The sequence below is a fragment of the Bradyrhizobium sp. BRP56 genome (genome assembly GCF_020194035.1).
In the GTDB taxonomy this organism is placed as follows: Bacteria; Pseudomonadota; Alphaproteobacteria; order Rhizobiales; family Xanthobacteraceae; genus Bradyrhizobium; species Bradyrhizobium australafricanum.
The window spans coordinates 16,693-41,813 of record NZ_JADYVV010000083.1 but is presented as its reverse complement, the minus strand read 5'-3'; the positions used below and the strand labels follow the sequence as shown (position 1 = coordinate 41,813).

Below are 25,121 nucleotides of genomic sequence, written 5' to 3'. Positions count from 1 at the left end.
CGGACCGAGCTGCCATTGGCCGATAGGCAGGCAATCTCGCATCGGTCGTCCAGAGAGAGCTGCTTGTAAGTCCGCCCCATGGCAACACCTCCTCAAGGAAGTGTTGCACTTCGTTTGTGAACTCAGGGGACCCATTACCTCAAATCCCAATTGATGCGCGACGCTGGGGCCACGATCCCGTTCATCAACAAATGCGGTGGTTATAGGTCCCGGCATTCGCCAGGACGACGAACGGATAGTGCCGTGTGCCCGTCCTCACGGGTTCACGCAAACACAGTCGAGCCCGGCAATGACGACTGGTTGGCCAGGCGCCTGCCGCCTAGCGTTCCGTCAGCTTCAGCTCGATGCGGCGGTTGCGCTTGTAGGCCTCTTCGGTCTGCGCGGTGTCGAGCGGCTGGAATTCGGCAAAGCCGGCGGCGACCAGGCGCTGCGCCGGCACGCCGAGCGAGACCAGGTACTGCACCACCGAGATCGCGCGCGCCGAGGACAGCTCCCAGTTGGACTTGAACAGCGGGCTGTTGATCGGCCGCACGTCGGTGTGGCCGTCGACGCGCAGCACCCAGGCGATCTCGGGCGGAATCTGCTTATCGAGATCGATCAGCGCGCTCGCGACCGTTTCGAGCTCGGTCTTGCCCTCGGGCAACAGCGTCGCCTGGCCGGTGTCGAAGAACACTTCCGACTGGAACACGAAGCGGTCGCCGACGACGCGGATATCGGGACGGTTGCCGAGGATCGCACGCAGCCGGCCGAAGAATTCCGAGCGGTATTTCGACAGTTCCTGCACCCGCTGCGCCAGCGCGACGTTGAGGCGCTGGCCGAGATCGGCGATGCGGTTCTGCGATTCCTTGTCGCGCTTCTCGGAGGCGTCGAGCGCCTCTTCGAGCGCAGCGAGCTGGCGGCGCAGCGCGCTGATCTGCTGGTTCAGCAGCTCGATCTGCGCCAGTGCGCGCGACGATACGGCCTTCTCGGATTCCAGCGCCTTGTTGAGCTCGTTGGCGCGGCCCTGCGCGTCGCTGCCGGAACTCGCGAGCCCCTCATAGAGCCCCTTCATGCGGTCGCGCTCGCCTTCCGCGGAGGCGAGGCCGGCGCGCAGCTGCGCCACCTGGTCGTCGAGCGTCAGCTTGGAGAGCTTCTCCAGCGACAACAGGTCGTTGAGCTGGGCGATCTTGGCGGTGAGCTGTTCCAGTGCCTTGTCCTTGCCGGTGACCTCCTGCGACAGGAAGAACTGCACGACGAGGAACACCGACAGCAGGAACACGATCGACAGCACCAGCGTCGACAATGCGTCGACAAAGCCGGGCCAGTAGTTGAAGCCGGATTCGCTGCGGCGCGAGCGGGCGAGGGCCATGGGTGTCTCCTTGAGCTTGCTCCCCGGCTAGCTTTTCTCGGGCTGGCGGGCGAGGCGTTCGAGCAGCCGCTTGATCTCGCGGTTCTGCTCGCCCTGGCCGTCGGCCCATTCGCGGATCATCTGCTGCTCGGTGCGCATATGCGCAACCAGCCCCTGGATCGCCTCGGCAAGATTGGCCATCGCGGCCGTGGTGCTGCGGCCGCCGCCGCCTTCCTCGAGCGCGGTGCGGAGCCGATCGATCGCACCCTGCATGTTACCGGAAACGCCGGCTTCATCGCCGGAAATGCCGCGCACGGTGCCGGCGAGCCAGTCCTCGAGGTCGGTGTAGAAGCGGTTCTGGGCCTGGCTCGACTGCAGGTCGAGGAAACCGAGGATCAGCGAGCCGGCGAGGCCGAACAGCGAGGACGAGAACGAGATGCCCATGCCGCCGAGCGGCGCGGCGAGGCCCTCCTTCAGCGTATCGAACAGCGCGCCGGAGTCGCCGCCGACCTTGAGCCCGTCGATCACCTTGCCGACCGAGCCCACCGTCTCGATCAGGCCCCAGAAAGTACCGAGCAGGCCGAGGAACACCAACAGGCCGGTCATGTAGCGCGAGATGTCGCGGGCTTCATCGAGGCGGGTTGCGATCGAATCGAGCAGATGTCGCATGGTCTGCTGCGAGATCGACATCCGCCCCGAGCGTTCGCCGCCGAGGATCGCGGCCATCGGGGCAAGCAGCGTCGGGCGGCGCTCGACCGCAAGGCCGGGATCGGCGATGCGGAAATTGTTGACCCAGGCGACCTCGGGATAGAGCCGGATCACCTGGCGGAACGCCAGGATGATTCCGATCAGCAGCACCGCCCCGATCAGGGCGTTCAGCCCCGGATTGGCAAAGAAGGCGGTGACGATCTGCTTGTACAGCACGACCCCGACCAGGCCGCAGAGCACCAGGAACACCAGCATCCGCACCAGGAAGATACGAGGCGAGGACAGCTTGCTCAATTCGATCTCCATGTCGGAGCGGGAAGGAGGCATTGCCGGGTCATCCGTTCGCGAAGGCCGCATCTGCGAGCAATATGGCACAGCGGCGGAGTGAGGAAAGCCGATTCCAGGGGCAGCAAACAGGACCTTGAGTTGGAATCTCGTGGGCCGTTGCCGCTTTGCACGGCTTTCCGACCGCTCTGCGCATCACCATCCGCTGAACTGCACACCCCACCCGCAGATCGCGAAATGAGGTCGGCTTGCACGCGTCGTTCGGTGAGGCGAACGCGACGATGGTGATTCGGTCCGATGGTCTCGGTGTTGCGAGGTGCGGCATTCCGCGCAGGCAAAATGGCGGGGTTCCCGCTCACGCAGACCTTAATGCATTCCCACAGCCTGCGATGGAACCCGCTCACAATGCGGTGACAAGACAAAAGATGCCGCGAAATCAGAGTGATAGCGTTCTGTGACATTGAGCCGCCCAAAAACGCATTGCGTCGCAGCAAGCAGATTTTATTTTCATCGCAGCAACGCGAGCGGTGTCGCCGTGACACCGCCGTTCGTTTGTTCAAACCTTTCAGGGGCGATTATCTCAATGTCTGGACTTCGCGCGCAATCGGCATGCATTGCTCTGATGCTGGCCGTGACGGCGCCACTGCTTGCAGGCTGCGACGAGCCGAACACCGCAACCGCCGCCGTGCAAGCACCCGAGCCGGACGTCAGTGTCGTCACCGTGAAGCCGCAGGCGCGCGCGATGCTGCGCGAGCTGCCGGGCCGCATCGCGCCGACCCGTGTTTCCGAGGTGCGTCCGCGCGTCTCGGGCATCATCGTCAACCGTATGTTCCATCAGGGCACCGAGGTGAAGGCCGGCGATCCCTTGTACCAGATCGATCCGCGCCCGTTCGAAGTCGAATTGCAGTCGACCGAGGCGGCGCTGGCGCGCGCCAAGGCCGTGCTCGAGCAGTCCGCGCTGCAGGCTCGCCGCATCGCCACCTTGACCAGCCAGCGCGCGGCGCCGGAAGCCGAGAACGAAAAGGCGATCGCGACGCTGAAGCAGGCCGAGGCCGACGTGCAGGGCCGCGAGGCCGACGTGGCGCGTGCCAAGCTCAATCTGGATTATGCGACGATCCGCGCGCCGATCGACGGCACCATCGGCGCGGCGCTGGTCAGCGAGGGCGCGCTCGTCGTGCAGAACGACGCCGCGAGCCTTGCGACCATCCAGCAGCTCGATCCGATCTACGCCGACTTCCAGCAGTCGGTGACCGAGATGAACCAGCTCCGCCGTGCCTTCGAGAGCGGCGATCTCGACCGCATCGCGCCCGACGCGATGAAGGTGCGCCTCGTGCTCGACGATGGCTCGATCTACCCGCTGCCGGGCAAGCTGCTGTTCTCCGACGCCAAGGTCGACGCCTATACCGGGCAGGTGACGTTGCGCGGCGAGTTCCCGAACCCGCATCGCATCCTGCTGCCGGGCATGTATGTGCGCGTGCTGATCGAGCAGGGCATCGACAGCGATGCGATTGCCGTGCCGCAGCAGGCGATCCAGCGCAATGGCGGCGGCGGCAGCGAGGTGTTCGTCGTCAAGGCCGACAATCACGTCGCGGTGCAGCCGGTGCGCACCGGCTCGCTGCAGGGTGGTTCCTGGTTCGTGACCGATGGCCTGAAGGCCGGCGACAAGGTCGTCGTCGAGGGGTTCCAGAAATTCGCCGCCGGCGACAAGGTCCGGCCGCAAGCCTGGCGCGAGGTCGACGCAGCTGCAGCACCGACGGATTCGCACCAGACCGCGCACGCAGTGCGGTGATCCGACATGCCTAGCTTCTTCATCGACAGGCCGATCTTCGCCTGGGTCGTCGCGCTGTTCATCTGTCTGATCGGCGCGATCTCGATTCCGCTGCTCGCGGTCGCGCAATATCCGATCATCGCGCCGCCCTCGATCTCGATCTCGACCAGCTATCCCGGCGCGTCGCCGGAGAACCTCTACAACAGCGTGACGCGGCTGATCGAGGAGGAGCTCAACGGCGCCGCCAACATCCTGAACTTCGAATCGACCTCCGACTCGCTTGGCCAGGTCGAGATCATCGCCAACTTCAAGCCGGGCACCGACACCAGCCAGGCTTCGGTCGAGGTGCAGAACCGCCTCAAGCGCGTCGAGGCGCGGCTGCCGCGCGCCGTGATCCAGCAGGGCATCCTGGTCGAGGAAGCCTCGTCCGCCGTGCTGCAGATCATCACGCTGAACTCGACCGACGGCTCGCTGGATGAAGTGGGCCTCGGCGACTTCATGATCCGCAACGTGCTGGGCGAGGTGCGCCGCATCCCCGGCGTCGGCCGCGCCACGCTGTATTCGACCGAGCGGTCCTTGCGGATCTGGATCGATCCGGCCAAGCTGGTCGGCTACGGCCTGTCCGCCGACGACGTCAACAAGGCGATCACGGCGCAGAACGCCCAGGTCGCCTCCGGCAGCATCGGCGCCGAGCCGAGCACCGATACCCAGAAGATTTCCGCGCAGGTGCTGGTGAAGGGCCAGCTGTCCTCTCCCGACGAGTTCGGCGCCATCATCCTGCGCGCCAACGCCGACGGCTCGACGGTCCGCCTGCGCGACGTCGCGCGGATCGAGATCGGCGGCCTCAGCTACCAGTTCAACACCCGCCTCGACGGCAAGCCGACCGCCGGCCTCTCGGTGCTGCTGTCGCCGAAGGGCAATGCGCTGGCGACCGCGAGCGCGGTCGAAGCCAAGATGAAGGAGCTGTCGCGCTTCTTCCCGGCCAATATCTCCTACGAAATCCCCTACAACATCACGCCGGTGGTCGAGGCTTCGATCAAGAAGGTGTTGACGACGCTGGTCGAGGCCGTCGTACTGGTGTTCGTCGTGATGTTCCTGTTTCTGCAGAACATCCGCTACACCATCATTCCGACGATCGTGGTTCCGGTGGCGCTGCTTGGCGCCTGCGCCACGCTGATGATCGCGGGCTTCTCGATCAACATGCTGACCATGTTCGGCATGGTGCTGGCGGTCGGCATCCTCGTCGACGACGCCATCGTCGTGGTCGAGAACGTCGAACGCATCATGGCGGAGGAGGGCCTGCCGCCGAAGGAAGCCACCAAGAAGGCGATGTCGCAGATCACCGGCGCCATCATCGGCATCACGCTGGTGCTGATGGCGGTGTTCGTGCCGATGGCGTTCTTCCCCGGCTCGGTCGGCATCATCTACCGGCAGTTCTCGGTCACCATGGTGGCGGCGATCGCGTTCTCGGCGCTGCTCGCGCTGTCGCTGACGCCGGCGCTGTGCGCGACCTTGCTCAAGCCGGTCAAGAAGGGCCACGGCCATGCCAGCAAGGGCGTGTTCGGCTGGTTCAACCGCGTGCTCGACACCAGCCGCGCCGGCTATGTCAGCACGGTGCAGGCCGGGCTGAAGCGCACCGGCCGCCTGATGCTGATCTACCTCGTGCTGTTCCTCGGCGTCGCCTACGGCTTCGTCCGGCTGCCCGGCGGCTTCCTGCCGGTCGACGACCAGGGCTTCATCACGACCGACGTGCAGACGCCGTCGGAGTCGTCCTATGCCCGGACCGAAGCCGCGGTCGAGCAGGTTGAGAAGTACCTGAAGGATCGCGCCGGTATCGAGAACGTCACGTTCCTCACCGGCTTCAGCTTCCTCGGCCAGGGCATGAACACCGCGCAGGCCTTCATCACGCTAAAGGACTGGTCGGAGCGCGGCCCGAAGGATTCGGCCGCCGCCATCGTCGCCGATATCAACCGCGACCTGTCGTCGATCCGCGACGCCAGGATCTCGGCGTTGCAGCCGCCGCCGATCGACAACCTCGGCAACTCCTCGGGCTTCTCGTTCCGCCTGCAGGATCGCGGCCAGAAGGGTTACTCGGCGCTGATCGCCGCGTCCGATCGCCTGATCGCGGAGGCCAATGCCAGCCCGATCCTGCAGAAGGTCTATGTCGAAGGCCTGCCGCCGGCGCCGCAGGTCAATCTGATGATCGACCGCGAGAAGGCGGGCGCGTTCGGCGTCACCTTCGAGGACATCAACAACACGATCTCGACCAATCTCGGCTCGAACTACATCAATGACTTCCCGAACCGCGGGCGCATGCAGCGCGTCATCGTGCAGGCCGACAAGACCAGCCGCATGAACGCGGACGACATCCTCAACTACAACGTCAAGAACAGCCGCGGCCAGCTGGTGCCGTTCTCGGCCTTCGCCACCATCGAGTGGTCGAAGGGACCGACGCAGATCGCGGGCTTCAACTACTATCCGGCGGTGCGCATCTCCGGCGAGGCGCGGCCGGGCTTCACCTCGGGCGATGCGATCGCCGAGATGGAGCGGCTTGCCGACAAGCTGCCGCGCGGCTTCGGCTACGAATGGACCGGCCAGTCGCTGCAGGAGAAGCTGTCGGGCTCGCAGGCGCCGTTTCTGCTCGCGCTCTCGGTGCTGGTGGTGTTCCTGCTGCTTGCCGCGCTCTATGAGAGCTGGACCATTCCGCTCGCGGTGCTGCTCACCATTCCGCTCGGCATTCTCGGTGCGGTGGTGGCGGCGACGATGCGCGGGCTGTCCAACGACGTCTATTTCACCGTCGGCCTGATCACCATCATCGGTCTTGCCGCCAAGGACGCGATCCTGATCATCGAGTTTGCCAAGGATCTGCGCGCGCAGGGCAAGCCGCTGGTCGAGGCGACAATCGAGGCGTGCAGCCTCAGATTCCGCCCGATCCTGATGACCGGTCTTGCCTTCGTCTGCGGCGTGCTGCCGATGGCGATCGCGACCGGCGCCGGCGGCGCCAGCCAGCAGGCGCTCGGCACGTCAGTGATGGGCGGCATGATCGCGGTGGTGATCCTCGCGCTGCTCCTGGTCCCGGTGTTCTTCGTCAGCGTGCAGCGCGTGCTGGCCGGTGACCGCGAGAAGGCGCCGGGGCAGGGTGAGGTGTATGGCCCGCCCGCGCCGGCAAGGATCGGTCACTGATATCAGGGATCGGTGCTGCTCAGATCAGCGGCTTGCTTTCGCGAGCCGACCAATCCAGATTGCAGCTCTGGATTGAACGGGAAGCGTTTGGGCAACCCCCGGGATTGAGGGCATGCGATGCGGCCGAGCGATATTGCGATCTCGAATTATCGCTCGATCCGGCGGCTCTTCATGCCGATCCAGCCGCTGTCCGTGTTCGTCGGCGAGAACGGGGTCGGCAAATCCAATCTCTACAAGTCGCTGTCGCTGCTGCGCGACGCGGCAACCGGCCGGATCACGCGCACGATCGCTGACGAGGGCGGGCTGAAGTCGGTCTGCTGGTCGGGCCTGCGCAAGCGCGGCGAGGATGCAAGGCTGCGGTTGGAGGTCAGGTTCGATCACGTCAAATACGCCATCGAGCTCGGGCATCCCGGCCCGCTCGAGGCGGCATTTCCCGGCGAGCCGATGATCAAGTCCGAACGCATCGAGGCGATCCACGGCAAGCGCAAAGTCCTGATGATGGAGCGGACCAATTCACACGTCAGCGTCCGCGGCGAGAGCGGCGCCTGGAGCGAGCACAAGGATGCGGTGCTGCCGTCGGAGACCGCGCTCGCGGATTTCCTAGACGGCAAGGCGTGTCCCGAAATCGACCTGATCCGAAACTCGCTGCAGAGCTGGCGCTTCTATCACGATTTTCGCACCGATCCGGGCTCGCCGATTCGAAAGCCCTGTCTCGCCATCACGACGCCCTCGCTGAGCGCCGATGGGAGCGACCTGGCCGCCGCCTTGGCAACGCTCAGCGCGATCAGGCAGGATGCGGTCGACTTGCAGGATGCGATCGAGGATGCGTTCCCGGGCGCCGAGCTCCAGGCATGGGCGGACAACGGACGGTGCGAATTCGAGCTGCTGCAGGCGGACATGCCGCGGCCGTTCAAGGCGCACGAACTATCCGACGGCACGCTGAAATATATCTGCCTGCTCGCCGTGTTCATGGGCTATCGGCTGCCGCCGTTCATCGCGCTGAACGAACCCGAGACCAGCCTGCATCCGTCGCTACTGGCGCCATTGGCGCGGCTGATCGCCAAGGCGTCGCGCCGCGCCGACATCTGGATCGTCACCCATTCGGAGCCTCTGATGGAGGCGCTGCGGAGCGAAAGTTCGGTCCCGCTGCGCCGGGTGATCAAGGCGAAGGGCGCCACCACCATCGAGGGCCTGACCGCCGGCGGTGAATTTCGCGACCGCGAGGATGACGATGACGATGATGACGGCGACGACGACTAGATCGCGCCGTCGCGTTACTGCCCGAGCGGCTTCAGGATCTTGATCAGCTCGCCGTGCACGAACTCGTTGCCGCAGACGATGTGGCCGGTCTGCAGCGGGTCGTCATTGCCCTGGATGCCGGAGACGGTGCCGCCGGCTTCGCGCACCATCAACAGGCCGGCCGCGACGTCCCAGGCCTGCAGATTGCGCTCCCAATAGCCGTCGAGCCGGCCGGCGGCGACGAAGGCGAGGTCGAGCGAGGCGGCGCCGAAGCGGCGGAAGCCCGCGACCTTGGTCTGCAGCGCAGCCATCTCCTGCAGCGCCAGCTGGTGACTACCGCGGCCGATATGCGGCAGGCCGCAGGCCACAACGCATTCGTTGAGCTGGCGGCGGCCGGCGACGCGCAGCCGCTGGTCGTTGAGGAAGGCGCCCTTGCCGCGCTCGGCGATGTAGAGCTCGTCATTGGCGGGATTGTAGATCACGCCGGCGATCACGGTGTCCTCGCGCTTGAGCCCGATCGAGATCGCGAATTGCGGGATGCCGTGCAGGAAGTTGGTGGTGCCGTCCAGGGGATCGACGATCCACGTGTGGCTCTTGTCGCTGCCTTCGCGCTTGCCGCCTTCCTCGCCGAGGAAGCCGTAGCCGGGGCGGGCCTTCTCGAGGTCGGTGTAGAGCATCTCCTCGGCACGCTTGTCGGCGAGCGAGACGAAGTTCGCCGGCCCCTTCAGCGACACCTGGAGATGTTCGATCTCGCCGAGGTCGCGCTTAAGGCTGCGGCCGGCGCGGCGCGCGGCCTTGACCATGACATTGATGAGAGCGGAATAGAGCATGATGAGAACTTGTGACCCGAGAAATGTGAAAGTCGATCAGGCGGCGCACGCAAATCCGTCATCCTGAGGTGCGAGCGGAGCGAGCCTCGAAGGGTGCACGGCCCCGGACCGGGCCGTTCATCCCTCGAGACGCGCTTTCGCGCTCCTCAGGATGACGGATCAGGAGGGAGCGACCTAGCCGCCCGAGTTTCCGGACTGGGTGCCCTCTGGAAGTGGCGCCGTCAAGGCGTCATTTGACGTTGTTTCCGATCCATTTTCGCGCGGCTGCCTCGGCCTTGGCGCGGTCTTCCGGGCTCATATCGGCGAGGATGTCGTCGAGATCGGGGTCGCCCTTGCCGGCGGTCTTGGCGACCGTGTGCCATTTCAGCGCCTCGACCTTGTCCACCGGGGCGCCGGCGCCGGTCGCCAGCACATGGGCGAGGCGGTTTTGCGCGATCGCGCTGTTCTGCCGGGCCGCCTTGCGCAGCAGCGCCACCGCCGCCGGCACGTTCCGCGGGGTGCCGGAGCCGTTGTAGAGCGCGATGGCATATTCGACCTCGGCATCGACATTGTCGGCCACCGAGGCAGCCTGCAGCAGCCGCGCCGCCTTCTCGAGGTCCTTCGGCACGCCGGTCCCTTCCTTGTAGAAGGTCGCGAGCGCGTATTGCGCCTCGGGGCTGCCGGCGTCGGCGGCCATGCGCAAGAGCTCGGCGGAGCGGCGAAGGTCCTGCGGCAGGGTCTGGCCGTCGAGATAGAGCAGCGCAAGATTATAGGCCGCCTTGGGCTCGCCGAGCTTGGCCGACGACGCCAGCAGCTTGACCGCGGCATCCTTGTCGACCGTGCCGCCGCGGCCCGCGATCTTCATCATGGCGAGCGCGAACATCGCCTCGCGGTCGCCGGCATCGGAGGCGCGCTTGTACCACTCGTCGGCCTTGACGTAGTCGCGCTTGACGCCGAGCCCATTGGCATAGAGCTCGCCCAGCATCGTCATGGCCTTGGCATCGTTGTTGTTCTGCGCGCGCGCGGTCGCGAGATCGAACGCGGTCTTGTACATGCCGCGCTGATAGGCGCCGTAGACGAGGTCGACATTGGGGTCGTCGACGGCCTGGGTCGGGGTCGGCGAGGGCGTCGGAGATGCGGCAGGCTTCGGCGTCGCGGAGGCGGCGGGCTTCGGCGTCGGCTTCTTCGCGACCGGCGAATGCACCTTCGGCTTCGGAGCCTCCTTCTTCGCGGGCGGCGTCTGTGCCGGCGGCGTGATCGAGAGCTGCGCCATCGCGCCGCTCGCCAGCATCGTGCAGCCGAGCGCAACACCTATCGGACGCAGGCATTTCATTCCGGCGTCATCCCTCGGCCTTTCCGTCGGCCTTGGCCTTGCCGAATGTGCCGGCATGCGCCCGCGCAATCGCATCGCCGATCTCGGCGAGCGCCGCCTTGGCGCCGCGCGGATCGGACCAGATGGAGTCTCCGACCAGCACGAAATCCGCACCGGCCGCCGCAAACGCCTCGGCTTCCTCGCGCGAGGTTGCAAAGCCGATGCAGGGCGGCTCGAACAATTCGTCCCACCATTCCAGCCGCTCGGCGATGGCTTCGCGCGAGGGCCGCTGTCCGTTGGCGTCGGGCTCGCCGAACAGCACATAGTCGGCACCGGCTTCGCCCGCGGCCATGGAATCGTGGCGGGTCGCGAGCCCGCCAACGCCGACAATGCGGTCAGGTTTCAGCGACGGCGCCGCCTCTTCCATCGCGGCGACGCCGGTCAGATGCGCGCCGTCGGCGCCGGCGCGGGCCACGATATCGGGATGACCGTCGATCAGCAGCGCCGCGCCGGCGTTCTGGATCGCGGGCGCCAGCGCCTTGATGGTGGAGATCATGCTGCGCGGATCGCTCTCGCGCAGCCGCACCAGCACGGCCGCGACATCGGCCGCGGCAAGCAGCTCGGTGAGCTCGGCCGCAAGCCGCGCAGGCTCATCGACCGCCGGCGTTGCCAGATAGAGGCGCGGCGTCGGCCGCGGCGGAACGGGCTTGGTCGCCAACTATGCCGCCTGTTTCTCGAGGCCGGCGTCCCAATTGCCGGTGCTCGCGAGCCCGTTCATCCGGGCGCGATGCGAGAAGGCGCGCTGGCCCGCGGGGACGTTGTCGGGCTTGCCGGACCACGCCTTCTGCGGCGCCGCCTGCAGCGCACGGCCATAGGAGAAGGTCAGCCGCCAGGGCAAATTGCCGATCTTGTTCATGGCGTCGAGATGCGCGGTCGCTTCCTCGTCGCTCTGGCCGCCGGAGAGGAAGGCGATGCCGGGCACCGCGGCCGGTACGCAGCTCTTGAGCAGGCGGATGGTCTTCTCGGCGACTTCCTGCACCGGCGCCTGCTTCGGGCACTTCTTGCCCGAGATCGCCATGTTCGGCTTCAGGATCATGCCTTCGAGCGCGACGCGCTGCACCCGCAATTCCTGGAAGGTGCGGTTCAGCACGCGCTGCGTCACCTCGTAGCAGCGGTCGATGTCGTGATCGCCGTCCATCAGCACCTCCGGCTCGACGATCGGGACGATCTGCGCGGCCTGGCACAGCGCGGCGTAGCGCGCCAGCGCATGGGCGTTGGCACGGATCGCGGTCTGGGTCGGGATTCGCGGTCCGATATCGATCACCGCCCGCCACTTCGCAAAGCGCGCACCGCGCTCGTAATATTTCTTCAGCCGCTCGGCGAGCTTGTCGAGGCCGACGGTGACGAGTTCGCCTGGGCAGTTCGGCAGCGCCTGCGTGCCCTCGTCGACCTTGATGCCGGGGATCGCGCCGGCCTGCTCGATGAGCTTGACCAGCGGCGTGCCGTCCTTGGCATTCTGCCAGATCGTCTCGTCGTAAAGGATGACGCCGGAGATGTACTTGCTCATCGCCTCCTGCGAGCGGAACAGCATCTCGCGATAGTCACGGCGATTGTCCTCGGTCGAATCGACCTTGATGGCGTCGAACCGCTTCTTGATGGTGCCGGAGGATTCGTCGGCGGCGAGAATGCCCTTGCCCGGGGTGACCATGGCAAGCGCGATTTTGTTGAGGTCGGAGAGGTTCATCGGGGCGTCCTCCAGAGCCATTGCCTTTGCAAACCAAAATAGGCGGTTCTCGGGCAAATGCCTAGAAAACGTTCGTCGCGGCTGAGATCGCGCTTAGATTTGGCTTGTTCTGTTCACCTCGCCCCGCTTGCGGGGAGAGGCACAGGCCGCCTTCGGCGGCCGTCGGCAAAGAACGCCGAAGTCGAGCTTCGGCTATGTTGCATCGCTGGATGCAATCCGGGTGAGAGGGTACAGGTCTAACCGCGTTCGCCGCTCGTGGAAGCAGCCCCTCACCCCAACCCTCTCCCCGCGAAGGGCGGGGAGAGGGAGAGATACGTCAGGCGACCTTGGGGTCGAGCTGGCCCGCGGCGTAGCGCTTGGCCATTTCCGCCGTGGTCAGCACCTTCTTGATCTTGCTGGCCTGGCCCGCGGTGTTGAACTCCTGCAGGCGCTGCTTGCACAGCTTGGTCATCGCCTCCATCGCGGGCTTCAGGTACTTGCGCGGATCGAACTCTTCCGGATTGTCCTTCAGCACCTTGCGGATCTGGCCGGTCATCGCCATCCGGTTGTCGGTGTCGATGTTGATCTTGCGCACGCCGTTCTTGATGCCGCGCTGGATCTCGGCGACCGGCACACCCCAGGTCGGCTTCATCTTGCCGCCATTGGCGTTGATGATCTCCTGCAGCTCCTGCGGCACCGACGAGGAGCCGTGCATGACGAGATGCGTGTTCGGCAGCTTGCGATGGATTTCCTCGATCACGTTCATGGCGAGGATGTTGCCGTCGGGCTTGCGGGTGAACTTGTAGGCGCCGTGCGAGGTGCCCATCGCGATCGCCAGCGCGTCGACCTTGGTCTCCTTGACGAACTTCACGGCCTCGTCCGGGTTGGTCAGCAGCTGGTCGTGCGACAGCTTGCCCTCCGCGCCATGGCCGTCTTCCTTGTCGCCCATGCCGGTCTCGAGCGAGCCGAGCACGCCGAGCTCGCCTTCCACCGAGATGCCGCCGAGATGGGCCATGCCGGTCACGGTCTTGGTGACGCCGACATTGTAGTCCCAGTCGCCGGGGGTCTTGCCGTCGGCCTTCAGCGAGCCGTCCATCATGACCGAGGTGAAGCCGGCCTGGATCGCGGTCATGCAGGTCGCGGGCTCGTTGCCGTGGTCGAGATGCACGCAGACCGGGATCTGCGGGTAGATCTCGGTGACGGCGTCCATCATGTGCTTGAGCATGACGTCGTTGGCGTAGGACCGCGCGCCGCGCGAAGCCTGGATGATGACGGGCGCGTCGACCTCGGAGGCTGCCGCCATGATCGACAGCGCCTGTTCCATGTTGTTGATGTTGAAGGCAGGTACGCCGTAATCATGCTCGGCCGCGTGGTCGAGCAGTTGCCGCAACGTTATGCGAGCCATTCCATTTCTCCCTGTAGTGCAAGTTCGCGGATGTGAAGCGCGATGAGCTCATTTTCATCGCGCTTTTGCTCTTTGTTTGAGCATGATCTTTTCGGAAAACCGCTTCACACTTTTCCGGATCATGCTCTGGATCAACGGTTTTTCAGAACTTCGACGCCCGGCAGCGGCTTGCCTTCCATCCATTCAAGAAACGCGCCGCCCGCGGTCGAGACGTAGGAAAAATCGCCGCCCACGCCCGCCTGGTTCAGCGCCGCGACGGTGTCGCCGCCGCCGGCGACCGAGATCAGCTTCCTGGCCTTGGTGCGTTCGGCGGCATGTTTGGCCGATACCACGGTGCCGCGGTCGAACGGCGTCAGCTCGAAGGCGCCGAGCGGGCCGTTCCAGACCAGCGTCGCCGCGTCGTCGATCGCGGCATGGATGCGCGCGATCGATTGCGGACCGACGTCGAGGATCATGCCGTCGGCCGGGATCGCATCGAGGCCATAGGCATGGGACGGCGCGTTGGCGGCGAACTGGTTGGCGACGACAGCGTCGACGGGGAGGATGATGGCGCAGTTGGCGGCGTTGGCCTTCTCCATGATCCGCAGCGCGGTCGGGGCAAGATCCTTTTCGGCGAGCGACTTGCCGACGGCGACGCCCTGCGCGTGCAGGAAGGTGTTGGCCATGCCGCCGCCGATCACCAGCGCGTCGACCTTGCTCACGAGATTTTCCAAGAGGTCGATCTTGGTCGAGACCTTGGCGCCGCCGATGATCGCGACCACCGGCTTGGTCGGCGCTTCCAGCGCCTTGCCGAGCGCATCGAGCTCGGCCTGCATGGTGCGGCCGGCATAGGCCGGAAGCTTGTGGCCGAGGCCTTCGGTCGAGGCGTGGGCGCGATGCGCGGCGGAGAAGGCGTCGTTGACCCAGATGTCGCCGAGCTTGGCGAGCTCAGCGACGAAGCCGGCGTCGTTCTTCTCCTCCTCTTTATGGAAACGCGTGTTTTCCAGGCAGAGGATGTCGCCGTCCTTGAGGGCCGCGACAGCGGCGGCCGCGGGCTCGCCGATGCAGTCCTCGGCGAAGGCCACCGGGCGCTTGATCACTTTCGACAGCGCTTCAGCGACCGGCTTCAGCGATTCCTTGGGATCGCGTCCCTTGGGGCGGCCGAAATGGGCGAGCAGGATCACCTTGCCGCCCTTGTCGGAAATTTCGGTGATGGTGGGGGCCACACGCTCGAGCCGGGTGGCGTCGGTGACGCGGCCATTTTCCATGGGGACGTTGAGGTCGACGCGCAGCAGCACGCGCTTGCCCTTCACGTTGACGTCGTCGAGGGTGCGGAACGATTTTGTCATGGGGGGTGTCGAACTCCTGGGGTCATTCCGGGGCGGTGCGGAGCATCGAACCTCAGATGTGCAATTGCGCATCGGGGAATCTCGAGATTCCGGGTCTGGTCCTGCGGACCATCCCGGAATGACGGAGCGGCAAACGCGCAGATGCCCGGCGGTGAGCCGGGCATCGCGAACAGTCGAACTTAAACCAGCTTGCCGATCGCGACGGCGGTGTCCGCCATACGGTTCGAGAAGCCCCACTCATTGTCGTACCAGGACATCACGCGCACGAAGTTGCCGTTCTGCACCTTGGTCTGGTCCATGTGGAAGGTCGACGAGTGCGGATCGTGGTTGAAGTCGATCGAGACGTTCGGCGCGTTGGTGTAGCCGAGGATGCCCTTGAGCTGCTGCTCGGACGCACGCTTCATCGCCTCGTTGATCTCCTTGACGTCGGTTGCGCGCTTGGCGACGATCTTGAGGTCGATCACGGAAACGTTCGGGGTCGGAACGCGGACCGAGACGCCGTCGAGCTTGCCCTTCAGCTCGGGCAGCACGAGGCCGATCGCCTTCGCGGCACCGGTCGAGGTCGGGATCATCGACATCGCCGCGGCGCGGCCGCGATAGAGATCCTTGTGCAGGGTGTCGAGCGTCGGCTGGTCGCCGGTATAGGCATGGATCGTGGTCATGAAGCCGGTCTCGATGCCGACGGTGTCGTTCAGGACCTTGGCGACCGGCGCGAGGCAGTTGGTGGTGCAGGAGCCGTTCGAGATCACCAGGTGATCCTTGGTCAGCGTGTCGTGGTTGACGCCGTAGACGATGGTGGCGTCAGCACCGTCGGCGGGCGCCGACACCAGCACGCGCTTGGCGCCGGCGGTGAGGTGCGCGGAGGCCTTGTCCTTCGCGGTGAAGATGCCGGTGCATTCCAGCGCGACGTCGACGCCGAGCGCCTTCCACGGCAGCTTGGAGGGATCGCGCTCGGCGGAAACCTTGATCTTGTTGTCGCCGAGGCTGATCGTGTCGCCGTCGACGGTGACGGTGCCGGGGAAGCGGCCGTGCACGGAATCGAAGCGCAGCAGGTGTGCGTTGGTCTCGACCGGGCCGAGGTCGTTGATGCCGACCACCTCGATGTCCTTGCGGCCGGACTCGGCGATGGCGCGCAGAATGTTGCGGCCGATACGCCCAAACCCGTTGATCGCGACGCGGATTGCCATGCTCGTCTCCTCTAATGCTGTTGTCAGCCCCGCGGGAGCGCTCCCACGAGGTTTTTACGGCGGAACGCCCGGTTCGGCCGGGCGCGTACGGAAAAGATGAAGCTTAGGTAATCCTTTTTTGCGACAAGCTCAACCTTGGCCGACGGGTGTCAGGCCAGCGTCAGACGCGCTTCGTGGCAGCGTTAACGACGGCTTCAGCAGTAATGCCGAAATGCCGGAAAAGGTCCTTCGCCGGGGCGCTGGCGCCGAATCCGTGCATGCCGATGAATTCGCCGTCATGGCCGATCACGGCATCCCAGCCCCAGCGCACCGCGGCCTCGATCGCGATCTTGACCGGAGCGTTGCCGATAATGGCATTTTGCCGCTCGGCGGGCTGTGCCAGCAGCAATTCCAGCGACGGGACCGAGACCACCCGCGTCGCGATGCCGCGTCCGGCGAGCTGCTTCTGCGCCTCGACCGCGATCTGGACCTCGGAACCCGACGCGAACAATGACACTTTTGCGTCACCCTGCGCCGCGACCAGCTCATAGGCGCCGTGGCTGCAAGGGTTGTCGTTCGGCGCAGTGGTGCGGAGCTGCGGCAGGTTCTGGCGGGTCAGCGCCAGCACCGTCGGTCCGTCGACGCGGTTGAGCGCCAGTTCCCAGCACTCGGCGGTCTCGACCGCGTCACAGGGACGGAACACGCGCATGTTGGGCATCGCGCGGAGCGCGGAGAGATGCTCGACCGGCTGGTGCGTCGGGCCATCCTCGCCGAGGCCGATCGAGTCATGGGTCATGACATAGACGACGCCGGTGCCCATCAGCGCCGACAGCCGCATCGCGCCGCGCGCGTAGTCGGTGAACACCAGGAAGGTGGCGCCGTTCGGCGCGAAGCCGCCATGCAGGAAGATGCCGTTGAGGCACGCCGCCATGCCGTGCTCGCGGACGCCGTAATGGATGAAGCGGCCCTTCGGCGTCTTGGCACCGAACGCCGTCGCCGACTTCGCCTTGTTGTTGTTGGAGCCGGTGAGGTCGGCGGAGCCGGCGACGAATTCCATCGGCATCGCAGCCGCAATCACCTCGATCGCGGCTTCCGACGATTTGCGGGTCGCGACGTTGAGCGGATTTTCCAGGAGCCCCTTCTTGAAGGCGCGCAGCCCCTTGGCGAGCGACTGCGGCCGCTCGTGGCGAATGCGGCGTTCGAACTCGGCGCGCTTGCGGCTGCCGAGCTGCGCGAACTGTTCGTCCCACGCCTTGTGCTCGGCGACGCCGCGGGCGCCTGCCTCGCGCCAGGCCTTCAGCACATCGTCGGGCACCGAGAACGGCTCGAGCGAGATGCCGAGCTTCTCCTTGGCCGCCTTGAGCTCGTCGGCGCCGAGCGCTTCGCCATGCGCCTTGGCGGTGCCGGCCTTGTGCGGCGCGCCGTATCCGATCGTGGTCTTGCAGGCGATCATCGAGGGCTTGTTGGATTTCTGCGCACGGGTGATTGCAGCGGCGATGGCCTGCGGATCGTGGCCGTCGATCAATTCGGCGGCCCAGCCTGCGGACTTGAAGCGCTTCACCTGATCGACGGAATCGGAGATCGAGGTCGGGCCGTCGATCGAGATGCCGTTGTCGTCGTACAGCACGATCATCTTGTTGAGCCGCCAGACACCGGCGAGCGCGATCGCTTCCTGCGAGATGCCCTCCATCAGGTCGCCGTCGGAGGCGAGCACATAGGTGTGGTGGTTGACGATCTTCTTGCCGAACTCGGCGGCCAGCATCTTCTCGGCGAGCGCCATGCCGACCGCGGTCGCGATGCCCTGGCCGAGCGGACCGGTGGTGGTCTCGATGCCCCTGGTGTGGAAGTTCTCGGGGTGGCCCGGCGTCAGTGATCCGAGCTGGCGGAAATGCTTGAGCTGGTCGAGCGTCATGTCCTTGTTGCCGGTGAGGTACAGCAACGAATAGAGCAGCATCGAGCCATGGCCGGCCGAGAGCACGAAGCGGTCGCGATCGGGCCACGCCGTGTCGGCCGCATCGAATTTCAGGAATTTTGTGAACAGGACGGTCGCGATGTCGGCGGCGCCCATCGGCAGGCCGGGATGGCCGGAATTCGCCTTTTCGACGGCGTCCATGGCAAGGCCACGGATCGCATTGGCCATACGGGTGTGATCGACCTGCGTCATGATGAAAAGTCCGCCTAAAATGAGGAGCTGATTGCTGAACGGATCGGGGCGGGCAGCCGCGATACGCGCGTGGATGGCCTTACGGGTTGGGGGTGGATTAGCACCTCAATTCCGCAAGTCCAAGGCGATGAAACGCCTCAAAACGGGGAAAAGTGGCCCGAAATCGCCCTATTTCATTCAACGGTGCATAGTTCTGCGCCGCCGTTGCGCTGGGCTCGCTTGCCACGTAAATTTCGTCCCGTAAACGCTTGCCGAACCGCCAGTTTTGCCGTGCGGCAGGCCTGTCTTCCGCAGGCTACCAAGCCAACCGACTTGAAGGGTCCACGCCGCGTGTCATGAGTGATCGTCTCGCCAACGGGTCTGGCAATACCGAGGCACCGCTTGCCGATATCGATGCTGCGACAAAGCGGCTGATGGCAGCGCTTGATGCGCTGGAAAGCTCGGTGGAGCGGCGCCGCGAGGCCGACCGCGACGAGAACGAATTGGCGAGCCGCATCCAGGCGCTCGGCGCCGATCGCTCCAGGCTTGCCGACGAGCTCGACGGATCGCTGGTGAAGACGCGCAAGCTCGAGCGCGCCAATCGCGAGATCGCGGAAAAACTCGACGCGGCAATCGGCAGCATTCGCGCCGTGCTCGACGGCGGAGACAGCAGATGAGCCACATCAACGTCACCATCAATGGCCGGCAATACCGGATGGCCTGCGAGGAGGGCCAGGAGGTGCGGTTGCTGAAGCTCGCGGAAAATCTCCAGCAGCGCGTCGAATCGCTGCGCGGCAAGTTCGGCGAGATCGGCGATGCGCGGCTGACGGTGATGGCAGCGCTCACCGCCTGCGACGAACTGGTCGACGCCAGCGCACGCATCCGCAGCCTCGAGGAAGAGGTCGAGCAGTTGCGCAACGCGCGCGTTGCCGCCATCGACCGCGCCCGCGCGACCCAGACCGCGGTCTCCAACGCGCTCAACGCCGCCGCGGAGCGGATCGAGCGCACCACGCAGGTGCTCAACCGCACCATCGGCGGCGGCATCGCGATCGGGTGATCTTCGTTCGTCCCTGTTGGTCTCGGTGTTTCCACACATTCGTCATGCCCGGGCTTGTCCCGGGCATCCACGTATTTGTCTCCATGAAAAGAAAGACGTGGATGGCCGGGACAAGCCCGGCCATGACAGTTTCTTCCAGGAGGCAAGACTGCGTCTTCCTTACCGCTGGCGGATTGGGGCAACGATGGCTAGATTAGCCCCGCGAAGCTGCGTCGTGCGTCAGGAGCCATATATCCCCGGGGCCTTATCGATCCTTTAGGGAACTGTCCCTGGCCGGGTCCGTGGACCCGGACATATGGTGCCCACCTACTTTCGTAGGGAACTCCGGGATCGAGCGCTCCAACGGCCTCTGCGGCTTCGCACTGATTTTTGCTGTTGCCTTGTCGTCGCGCTGCGGCGGTTGAATTGTCTAGCAGTGTTGTGCCCCGCGATACGGGGCGTCCAGCGCGCCGCGGCCTGGCCTTAACGAAAGCTAGCGTCTCTGGAATGATGGATCGTCCGTTGTCGCGGACGACGACAGCGGAAGATGGATTATGCACGCATCTCCATCGAAGGCCGAGCTCCGGGCGCTGGCTCTCGCCAAGCGCGACGCGCTGAGCGACGAGCAGCGCGCGACGGCTGCCGAAGCGCTCGCCAAGCGCGGCGCGCCGTTCGAGATCGCGCAGGGCATGATCGTCTCGGGCTATGCGCCGATCCGCAGCGAGCTCGATCCGGCGCCGTTGATGAAGAAGCTTGCCGACAAGGGCGCGCGGCTCGCGCTGCCCTGCATCAACGCGCGCGGCCAGTCGCTGACCTTCCGCAGCTGGTCGCCGCAGGACCGGCTGATGCTCGGGCCGCTCGGCATTCCCGAGCCGTCGCCGGCCGCCGCCGAGGTGCATCCGGACGTGATGCTGGTGCCGCTCGCGGCATTCGACAAGCTCGGTCACCGCATCGGCTACGGCGCGGGTTATTACGACTATACCTTCGCGCATCTGCGCAAGGCCAAGCATGTAATCGGGGTCGGACTTGCCTTTGCTGCACAGGAAACCAAGGCGATTCCGGCGCTGTCGCACGACGTCCCGCTTGATTTTGTGCTAACGGAGCGCAAGACGTTCGATTTCCGGAGTAGCTAGCCTTGCGAATTCTCTTCGTTGGTGACGTCGTCGGCAGGACCGGCCGCACCGCCATCGCCGACCACCTTCCCGGCATGATCAGGGACTGGTCGCTCGATCTCGTGGTCGTCAATGGCGAGAATTCCGCCGGCGGCTTCGGCATCACCGAGGCGATCTATCAGGAGCTGCTCGACGCCGGCGCCGATGCGATCACGCTCGGCAACCACGCCTGGAATCAGAAGGAGGCGCTGGTCTTCATCGAGCGCGCGCCGCGCCTGATCCGCCCGCTGAATTTTCCGCGCCATTCGCCCGGCCGCGGCGCCACGCTGGTCGATACCAAGAGCGGCAAGCGCGCGCTGGTCCTCAACGCGATCGGCCGGGTCTTCATGGAGCCGTCCTCGAACGATCCGTTCAGCGCCATCGAGCGCGAGCTCGAGGCCTGCCCGCTGCGCGAGGGCTGTGACGCCATCGTGCTCGATTTCCATGCCGAGGCGACCAGCGAGAAGCAGGGCATCGGCTTCTTCTGCGACGGCCGCGTCAGCCTCGTGGTCGGTACCCATACCCACGTGCCGACCGCTGATCATCAGGTGCTGCCGGGCGGCACCGCCTATATGAGCGATGCCGGCATGACCGGCGACTATGACTCGGTGATCGGCATGCAGAAGGAGGAGCCGCTGCAGCGCTTCCTCACCGGCATTCCCTCCGGTCGTTTCGAGCCGGCGGGCGGTGTGGCAACACTGAGCGGTATCGCGGTCGAGACCGACGATGCGACCGGGCTTGCGGTGAAGGTCGCGCCGGTGCGCGCCGGCGGGCGGCTCGAGCCTGCGGTGCCGGGGTTTTGGGTGAAGTGAGTTTCAGCGCTCGCTCGCTGCAGATTTTTTCGTCATTGCGAGCGAAGCGAAGCAATCCATCTTACCACAAGCGGCGGCATGGATTGCTTCGTCGCTGTCGCTCCTCGCAATGACGGGGGACGGAGCCGCGGATTCCGCGACGAGGAGTGTTCGCGCTATTTCGGAATAATAGAAGAGTACTTCTGAGTTGCCCGACGTGTCAAGTGCAGTGTCGAGCGCCGACAGCCGCCGGCTTACTTTGCATGGGGTTGTTTTCCATATTTTGGCATTGCATCCCCCGTCCCGGCCAAGGGGCTGGTCTAGCTCTGCCGAAAACCCATCCGGAATGCGCCCCAGTGGCGGCCGTTCACGACGATCGGCGATGACAGGTCCTTCATCAGCACGAAATTGCCGCCGCCCATGTCGCGGCGATAGGTCTGCAGCAGGAACGGTTTTGTGTTGGCCGCGACCTTGCTCACCGCGCGGTCGTTGAACAGGCGGCGGTTGCGGCAATTGGCGTTGTTCCACACCGGGTCCGGCCCCTGCGGCTGCCGGTAGTTCGGATTGTGGGTCGGCAGATAGCCGCTGCGCGCCCAGGCGACGCAAAACACGATGCGCGGATCGCTCTTCTGGATCGGATCCTGGATCGCGGGCAGCACGCGGTCGGTGAAGGCGACGTAGTTCGTCAGATACTGCTTCGGATTGGTGCCGGCGATCTCGCGATAATTCTCGTCCATCAATTGCGCGAGCGTGATCTCGCCGCGCGCGACGGCATTCTCGAACAGCTCCGAGATCTGCCTTGCGGTGTCGATCACGACGCGGATCAGCGGCGTGTCACTGGTCTCCACGCCGCTGTCGGCGATGGTCACGATCAGGCTCTCGGAGAGCTCGAGCAGTTTCGCGACGCGGCTGTCGGCGTGCTTGAGGTCGCGCGAGGAGAGATCGACGCCCTTCGCCAGCTCGTTCAGCTCCGCGATCACGCTGTCGCAATGACCGAGATTGGAGGTCGCGGCGCGCGCCACGCTGCCGATCTCGGCGCCGACGGATGAAAAGCCTTCCTGCACGCGCATGATGATGCCCGAAATCTGCTGGGCGCCTTCGCCGGCGCTCTTGGCGCGCAACGAGGCATCGCTGCTCTCGCCGATCAGGCTGCCGATCTGGCCGTCGAGATCGCGCACGGTGTCGGAAATCTGATGTGTCGCCTGGCGGGTTGCTTCCGCAAGGTTCTTGACCTCGCTCGCGACCACGGCAAAGCCGCGGCCGGCATTGCCGGCGCGCGCCGCCTCGATGGTGGCGTTGAGCGCCAGCAGATTGGTCTGCTTGGCGATCGCCTCGATCGAACCGGAAACCTTGGCGACCTGGCTCAGCGCGGAGCCGACCGCGGCGAGCCGCGCCTCGATCCGTCCGACCGCCGCGACGAGCTCTGCAATATGGTTGACCGCCGTCTCGACCACATGGCGGGACTCCGCGATCTGGCCGACCGCGGCGGATGCGGTCGTTTGCACCGCCTGCGATGCGTTGGCGATGTCGTGATTGGCGGCGACCATCGTCTCGGCCGTCGTCTGCAAATGATGGAAGCGCTCGGACTGGCTGCTGACGCGGTTCGCGACTTCCTGGACGTTGCCGGCGATGTCGGCGAGTTCCACCCCGAGGCCGCCGATGCGGTCGGCGAGCTGGTCCACCAGCCGCTCGGCCAGCGTTCGGTCCGATGACGTATCCAGAACTGCAAGCTGCGCGGCCGACATATCGACGCTTCCTCCGTTACAGCGGCCTGTCGGCCGCCGCAGCATTCCCCATTCCGATCCTAAAGCGTGATTCGCGCTGCCAGTCTTGCCTGAGCGCGCACTGTGTAGTCCGGATGCAGCGCAGCGAAATCCGGGATTCCTGCCCGTGGAAACACGCATCCCGGATTACGCTTCGCTGCATCCGGGCTACGAAGCCGCTAAAGCTTGTAGGCGGTGCGGAAACCGCCCCAGTGCCGGCCGCGCACGCGGATCGGTACGTCGATCTCGCGCATCATCACCGTGTTGCCGCCTCCCATGTCGCGCGCATAGGTCTGGATCAGATAGGCGCGCTGGTTGCGGCCGGCGGCGAGGCCCGCGGCGTCGTTGAAGATGCGGCGGTTGCGGCTGTTGGCGGTGTTGTATGCCACGTCGCCCGTCCGTTGCGGCTGCGAGTAGGGCTTGTTATGGACCGGCAGATAGCCGTTCTGGTCGATCATCACGCAGAACGCCATTCGCTTGTCCCTGGCGAGGAATGCTTCCTGGAACGCCGGCAGCGTGCGCTCCGCCCAGTCCAGCATTTTGGTGCGGTACTGCACCGGGTTGGTGCCTGCGATCTCGACATAGTCGGTGTCGAACATGTCGGCGATCGTAATCGCGCCGCTCGCCAGCCCGTTCTCGAAGATCTTGTTCAGCGCGCTGCCGGCTTCGATCGCGCGGGTGACGAGCTCGGCGTTCTCCTCGTGGATCGCCCACATCCGGTCTTCGATTTTTTCGCGCAGCTCGGCGGTTGCCGCCTCGAAGCGGGCCTGGCTGCCTGCCTTGGAGCGCTCGCCGATCCGGATCCGGCACGCGCCGATCTCCTGCAAGGTCGCGTTCAGGGTCTCCTGCACCGGCAGCTTCTCGGCATCGGGTCCGCCGATCAGAATGCCGTCCATCGCGATCTCGTAGACCGGCGCGGTGACGATGCCGCGCGCGGTCGTGATCTCGATCTTGAGGCTGCAGGGCAGGCGCTCGTTCTTGCGCGGATCGCCGCGTTCGTCCTGGCGCAGCAGCACCGCGCAGCGCGCTTTCAGCTTCTGCGCGAACGCTGTCACCGCCTTGCCGGCCTTGGCGACATTGTCGCCATGCGCGGCGGCTTCGCGCGTTGCACTGTCGATCTCGCCGGCGCTGGTGCCGACCGAGACGATGAAGTGCGAAGCGGAGGCGGCATTCTGCCCCATCTCGCCGGTGATTTCATTCTGCTCGGCGACCGCGCCCTTGACGTTCTCGAACACCGGGCGGATCTTTTCGATCGCCTGCGAGATGCGGTGCACCGCGTCCGCCGATCCGGTGGCGTCCTTCTGCAACGCCTCGATCTTCCGCGTGATCTCCTCGGTCGCGCTCTGGGTCTGCACCGCCAGCGCCTTGACCTCGGTTGCGACCACCGCAAAGCCCTTGCCGGCGGCACCGGCGCGCGCCGCCTCGATCGTCGAGTTCAGTGCGAGCAGCGTGGTCTGCCGCGCGATCTGCGCGATCAGATTGACGACGTTGCCGATCGCGGCCGAGGATTCGCGCAGGCGATCGACATTGGCGGTGGCCTCGCGCGCCGCGGCCGCGGCGTCGTCGGCGAGCTGGCTCGCGCTGCGCACCTGTGCCCCGATGCCCTCGGCGGAGTGGGTGAAACGGTCGGCGGCTTGCGAGAACGTCGTCGCGGTGCTCTGTGCATCGCTGCTGCGGCCGGTCAGCGCGTCGGTGCGGGCGCGGATGGTGGCGAGCTTGGCCGCCGTCGCCTCGGCGCCGTCGGCGACCGAGCTTGCGGCGCGTTCGAGCTGGCGGATCATCGCGCCGAGCTCGAGTTCCAGCAATTCCAGGATCTCCTTGGAGGAATCCTTGGACGAATCCTTGGCCGAATCAGCCTCGGTCGAGACCTCAGGGGCTGCGGCCGCGGTTGGAACCTGCGGCGCGACGGCCGGCGCAGCCGGCTCCGGCACTTGCTTTCGAAACAAACCGAACGCCATGTGGGCTCTTTGGGGGCTGTGGAAAG

General features: G+C 65.6%; 19 protein-coding genes and 1 other RNA gene. 8 read left to right on the top strand and 12 right to left on the bottom strand.

Features of this window, described 5'->3' with window-relative positions; genetic code table 11:
* Positions 1–319: 319 nt before the first annotated feature.
* Positions 320–1,348 carry a peptidoglycan -binding protein gene (locus I6F38_RS37895; RefSeq protein ID WP_057016193.1) on the bottom strand — a complete coding sequence of 343 codons (1,029 nt, stop codon included), beginning with the start codon at positions 1,346–1,348 and terminating at the stop codon, positions 320–322.
* Between the two features lie 27 nt (positions 1,349–1,375).
* Positions 1,376–2,362 (bottom strand): flagellar motor protein MotA, encoded by a 987-nt coding sequence (locus I6F38_RS37890; RefSeq protein WP_092087987.1) that lies wholly within the window; start codon positions 2,360–2,362, stop codon positions 1,376–1,378.
* A 541-nt stretch (positions 2,363–2,903) separates the two neighbouring features.
* Here I6F38_RS37890 and I6F38_RS37885 point away from each other — a divergent pair.
* The 3 genes from I6F38_RS37885 (at position 2,904) to I6F38_RS37875 (ending at position 8,531) form a co-directional block, all read left to right on the top strand.
* Positions 2,904–4,109 (top strand): efflux RND transporter periplasmic adaptor subunit, encoded by a 1,206-nt coding sequence (locus tag I6F38_RS37885; protein ID WP_225163995.1) that lies wholly within the window; start codon positions 2,904–2,906, stop codon positions 4,107–4,109.
* Positions 4,110–4,115: 6 nt separating this feature from the next.
* Complete coding sequence (locus tag I6F38_RS37880; protein WP_225163994.1) at positions 4,116–7,271, top strand: multidrug efflux RND transporter permease subunit; 3,156 nt, start codon at positions 4,116–4,118, stop codon at positions 7,269–7,271.
* Positions 7,272–7,388: 117 nt separating this feature from the next.
* Positions 7,389–8,531: an AAA family ATPase gene (locus I6F38_RS37875; protein WP_225163993.1), complete on the top strand. Its 1,143-nt coding sequence runs from the start codon at positions 7,389–7,391 to the stop codon at positions 8,529–8,531.
* Positions 8,532–8,545: 14 nt separating this feature from the next.
* On the opposite strand, the gene I6F38_RS37870 is transcribed toward I6F38_RS37875, so the two are convergent.
* The 8 genes from I6F38_RS37870 to tkt form a co-directional block, all read right to left on the bottom strand.
* On the bottom strand, positions 8,546–9,340 hold the full coding sequence (locus I6F38_RS37870) for an inositol monophosphatase family protein (protein WP_225163992.1): 795 nt from the start codon (positions 9,338–9,340) through the stop codon (positions 8,546–8,548).
* Positions 9,341–9,569: 229 nt separating this feature from the next.
* The gene (locus I6F38_RS37865) at positions 9,570–10,652 is read right to left on the bottom strand and encodes an HcpA family protein (protein WP_225163991.1); all 1,083 of its coding nucleotides are present in this window, start codon (positions 10,650–10,652) and stop codon (positions 9,570–9,572) included.
* Positions 10,653–10,659: 7 nt separating this feature from the next.
* The gene (locus I6F38_RS37860; protein WP_225163990.1) at positions 10,660–11,349 is read right to left on the bottom strand and encodes a thiamine phosphate synthase; all 690 of its coding nucleotides are present in this window, start codon (positions 11,347–11,349) and stop codon (positions 10,660–10,662) included.
* Positions 11,350–12,375 carry a class I fructose-bisphosphate aldolase gene (locus I6F38_RS37855; RefSeq protein ID WP_225163989.1) on the bottom strand — a complete coding sequence of 342 codons (1,026 nt, stop codon included), beginning with the start codon at positions 12,373–12,375 and terminating at the stop codon, positions 11,350–11,352.
* 316 nt (positions 12,376–12,691) lie between these two features.
* The gene (gene fba / locus I6F38_RS37850) at positions 12,692–13,759 is read right to left on the bottom strand and encodes a class II fructose-bisphosphate aldolase (RefSeq protein ID WP_057016199.1); all 1,068 of its coding nucleotides are present in this window, start codon (positions 13,757–13,759) and stop codon (positions 12,692–12,694) included.
* 131 nt (positions 13,760–13,890) lie between these two features.
* A complete protein-coding gene (locus tag I6F38_RS37845; RefSeq protein WP_225163988.1) occupies positions 13,891–15,087 on the bottom strand; it encodes a phosphoglycerate kinase in 1,197 nt (398 codons plus the stop codon).
* 179 nt (positions 15,088–15,266) lie between these two features.
* On the bottom strand, positions 15,267–16,274 hold the full coding sequence (gap, locus tag I6F38_RS37840; protein WP_016842563.1) for a type I glyceraldehyde-3-phosphate dehydrogenase: 1,008 nt from the start codon (positions 16,272–16,274) through the stop codon (positions 15,267–15,269).
* A gap of 160 nt (positions 16,275–16,434) precedes the next feature.
* Entirely contained in the window at positions 16,435–18,417 is a 1,983-nt protein-coding gene (gene tkt / locus I6F38_RS37835; protein ID WP_225163987.1) for a transketolase, read from the bottom strand.
* A gap of 335 nt (positions 18,418–18,752) precedes the next feature.
* Between tkt and I6F38_RS37830 the strand changes: the two genes are divergently transcribed.
* The 5 genes from I6F38_RS37830 to I6F38_RS37810 all read left to right on the top strand — a co-directional run bounded on the left by I6F38_RS37830 (position 18,753) and on the right by I6F38_RS37810 (position 21,395).
* Entirely contained in the window at positions 18,753–19,073 is a 321-nt protein-coding gene (locus I6F38_RS37830; RefSeq protein ID WP_018269681.1) for a DUF4164 domain-containing protein, read from the top strand.
* Positions 19,070–19,453: a cell division protein ZapA gene (gene zapA, locus I6F38_RS37825; RefSeq protein WP_028332812.1), complete on the top strand. Its 384-nt coding sequence runs from the start codon at positions 19,070–19,072 to the stop codon at positions 19,451–19,453. Before I6F38_RS37830 ends, zapA begins: the two co-directional genes overlap by 4 nt.
* 201 nt (positions 19,454–19,654) lie before the next feature.
* A non-coding RNA gene (gene ssrS, locus I6F38_RS37820) (6S RNA) lies at positions 19,655–19,815 on the top strand.
* A gap of 171 nt (positions 19,816–19,986) precedes the next feature.
* A complete protein-coding gene (locus I6F38_RS37815) occupies positions 19,987–20,565 on the top strand; it encodes a 5-formyltetrahydrofolate cyclo-ligase (protein WP_137476855.1) in 579 nt (192 codons plus the stop codon).
* A gap of 2 nt (positions 20,566–20,567) precedes the next feature.
* Entirely contained in the window at positions 20,568–21,395 is an 828-nt protein-coding gene (locus tag I6F38_RS37810; RefSeq protein ID WP_092087611.1) for a TIGR00282 family metallophosphoesterase, read from the top strand.
* A 299-nt stretch (positions 21,396–21,694) separates the two neighbouring features.
* Here the strand turns inward: I6F38_RS37810 and I6F38_RS37805 are convergent, their stop codons facing one another.
* Both I6F38_RS37805 and I6F38_RS37800 read right to left on the bottom strand, forming a co-directional pair.
* Entirely contained in the window at positions 21,695–23,119 is a 1,425-nt protein-coding gene (locus I6F38_RS37805) for a methyl-accepting chemotaxis protein (protein WP_225163986.1), read from the bottom strand.
* A 197-nt stretch (positions 23,120–23,316) separates the two neighbouring features.
* Complete coding sequence (locus tag I6F38_RS37800) at positions 23,317–25,095, bottom strand: methyl-accepting chemotaxis protein (RefSeq protein ID WP_225163985.1); 1,779 nt, start codon at positions 25,093–25,095, stop codon at positions 23,317–23,319.
* Positions 25,096–25,121 lie beyond the last annotated feature (26 nt).

What these genes read in the sequence shown, in the direction of transcription:
- I6F38_RS37880 (WP_225163994.1), top strand. Translation starts at nt 4,116, where the DNA reads ATGCCTAGCTTCTTCATCGACAGGCCGATCTTCGCCTGGGTCGTCGCG.
- I6F38_RS37855 (WP_225163989.1), bottom strand. Translation starts at nt 12,375, where the DNA reads ATGAACCTCTCCGACCTCAACAAAATCGCGCTTGCCATGGTCACCCCG.
- I6F38_RS37885 (WP_225163995.1), top strand. Translation starts at nt 2,904, where the DNA reads ATGTCTGGACTTCGCGCGCAATCGGCATGCATTGCTCTGATGCTGGCC.
- gap (WP_016842563.1), bottom strand. Translation starts at nt 16,274, where the DNA reads ATGGCAATCCGCGTCGCGATCAACGGGTTTGGGCGTATCGGCCGCAAC.
- I6F38_RS37895 (WP_057016193.1), bottom strand. Translation starts at nt 1,348, where the DNA reads ATGGCCCTCGCCCGCTCGCGCCGCAGCGAATCCGGCTTCAACTACTGG.
- I6F38_RS37815 (WP_137476855.1), top strand. Translation starts at nt 19,987, where the DNA reads ATGCACGCATCTCCATCGAAGGCCGAGCTCCGGGCGCTGGCTCTCGCC.
- I6F38_RS37875 (WP_225163993.1), top strand. Translation starts at nt 7,389, where the DNA reads ATGCGGCCGAGCGATATTGCGATCTCGAATTATCGCTCGATCCGGCGG.
- zapA (WP_028332812.1), top strand. Translation starts at nt 19,070, where the DNA reads ATGAGCCACATCAACGTCACCATCAATGGCCGGCAATACCGGATGGCC.
- I6F38_RS37805 (WP_225163986.1), bottom strand. Translation starts at nt 23,119, where the DNA reads ATGTCGGCCGCGCAGCTTGCAGTTCTGGATACGTCATCGGACCGAACG.
- I6F38_RS37800 (WP_225163985.1), bottom strand. Translation starts at nt 25,095, where the DNA reads ATGGCGTTCGGTTTGTTTCGAAAGCAAGTGCCGGAGCCGGCTGCGCCG.
- I6F38_RS37865 (WP_225163991.1), bottom strand. Translation starts at nt 10,652, where the DNA reads ATGAAATGCCTGCGTCCGATAGGTGTTGCGCTCGGCTGCACGATGCTG.
- I6F38_RS37845 (WP_225163988.1), bottom strand. Translation starts at nt 15,087, where the DNA reads ATGACAAAATCGTTCCGCACCCTCGACGACGTCAACGTGAAGGGCAAG.
- tkt (WP_225163987.1), bottom strand. Translation starts at nt 18,417, where the DNA reads ATGACGCAGGTCGATCACACCCGTATGGCCAATGCGATCCGTGGCCTT.
- I6F38_RS37890 (WP_092087987.1), bottom strand. Translation starts at nt 2,362, where the DNA reads ATGCCTCCTTCCCGCTCCGACATGGAGATCGAATTGAGCAAGCTGTCC.
- I6F38_RS37830 (WP_018269681.1), top strand. Translation starts at nt 18,753, where the DNA reads ATGAGTGATCGTCTCGCCAACGGGTCTGGCAATACCGAGGCACCGCTT.
- fba (WP_057016199.1), bottom strand. Translation starts at nt 13,759, where the DNA reads ATGGCTCGCATAACGTTGCGGCAACTGCTCGACCACGCGGCCGAGCAT.
- I6F38_RS37870 (WP_225163992.1), bottom strand. Translation starts at nt 9,340, where the DNA reads ATGCTCTATTCCGCTCTCATCAATGTCATGGTCAAGGCCGCGCGCCGC.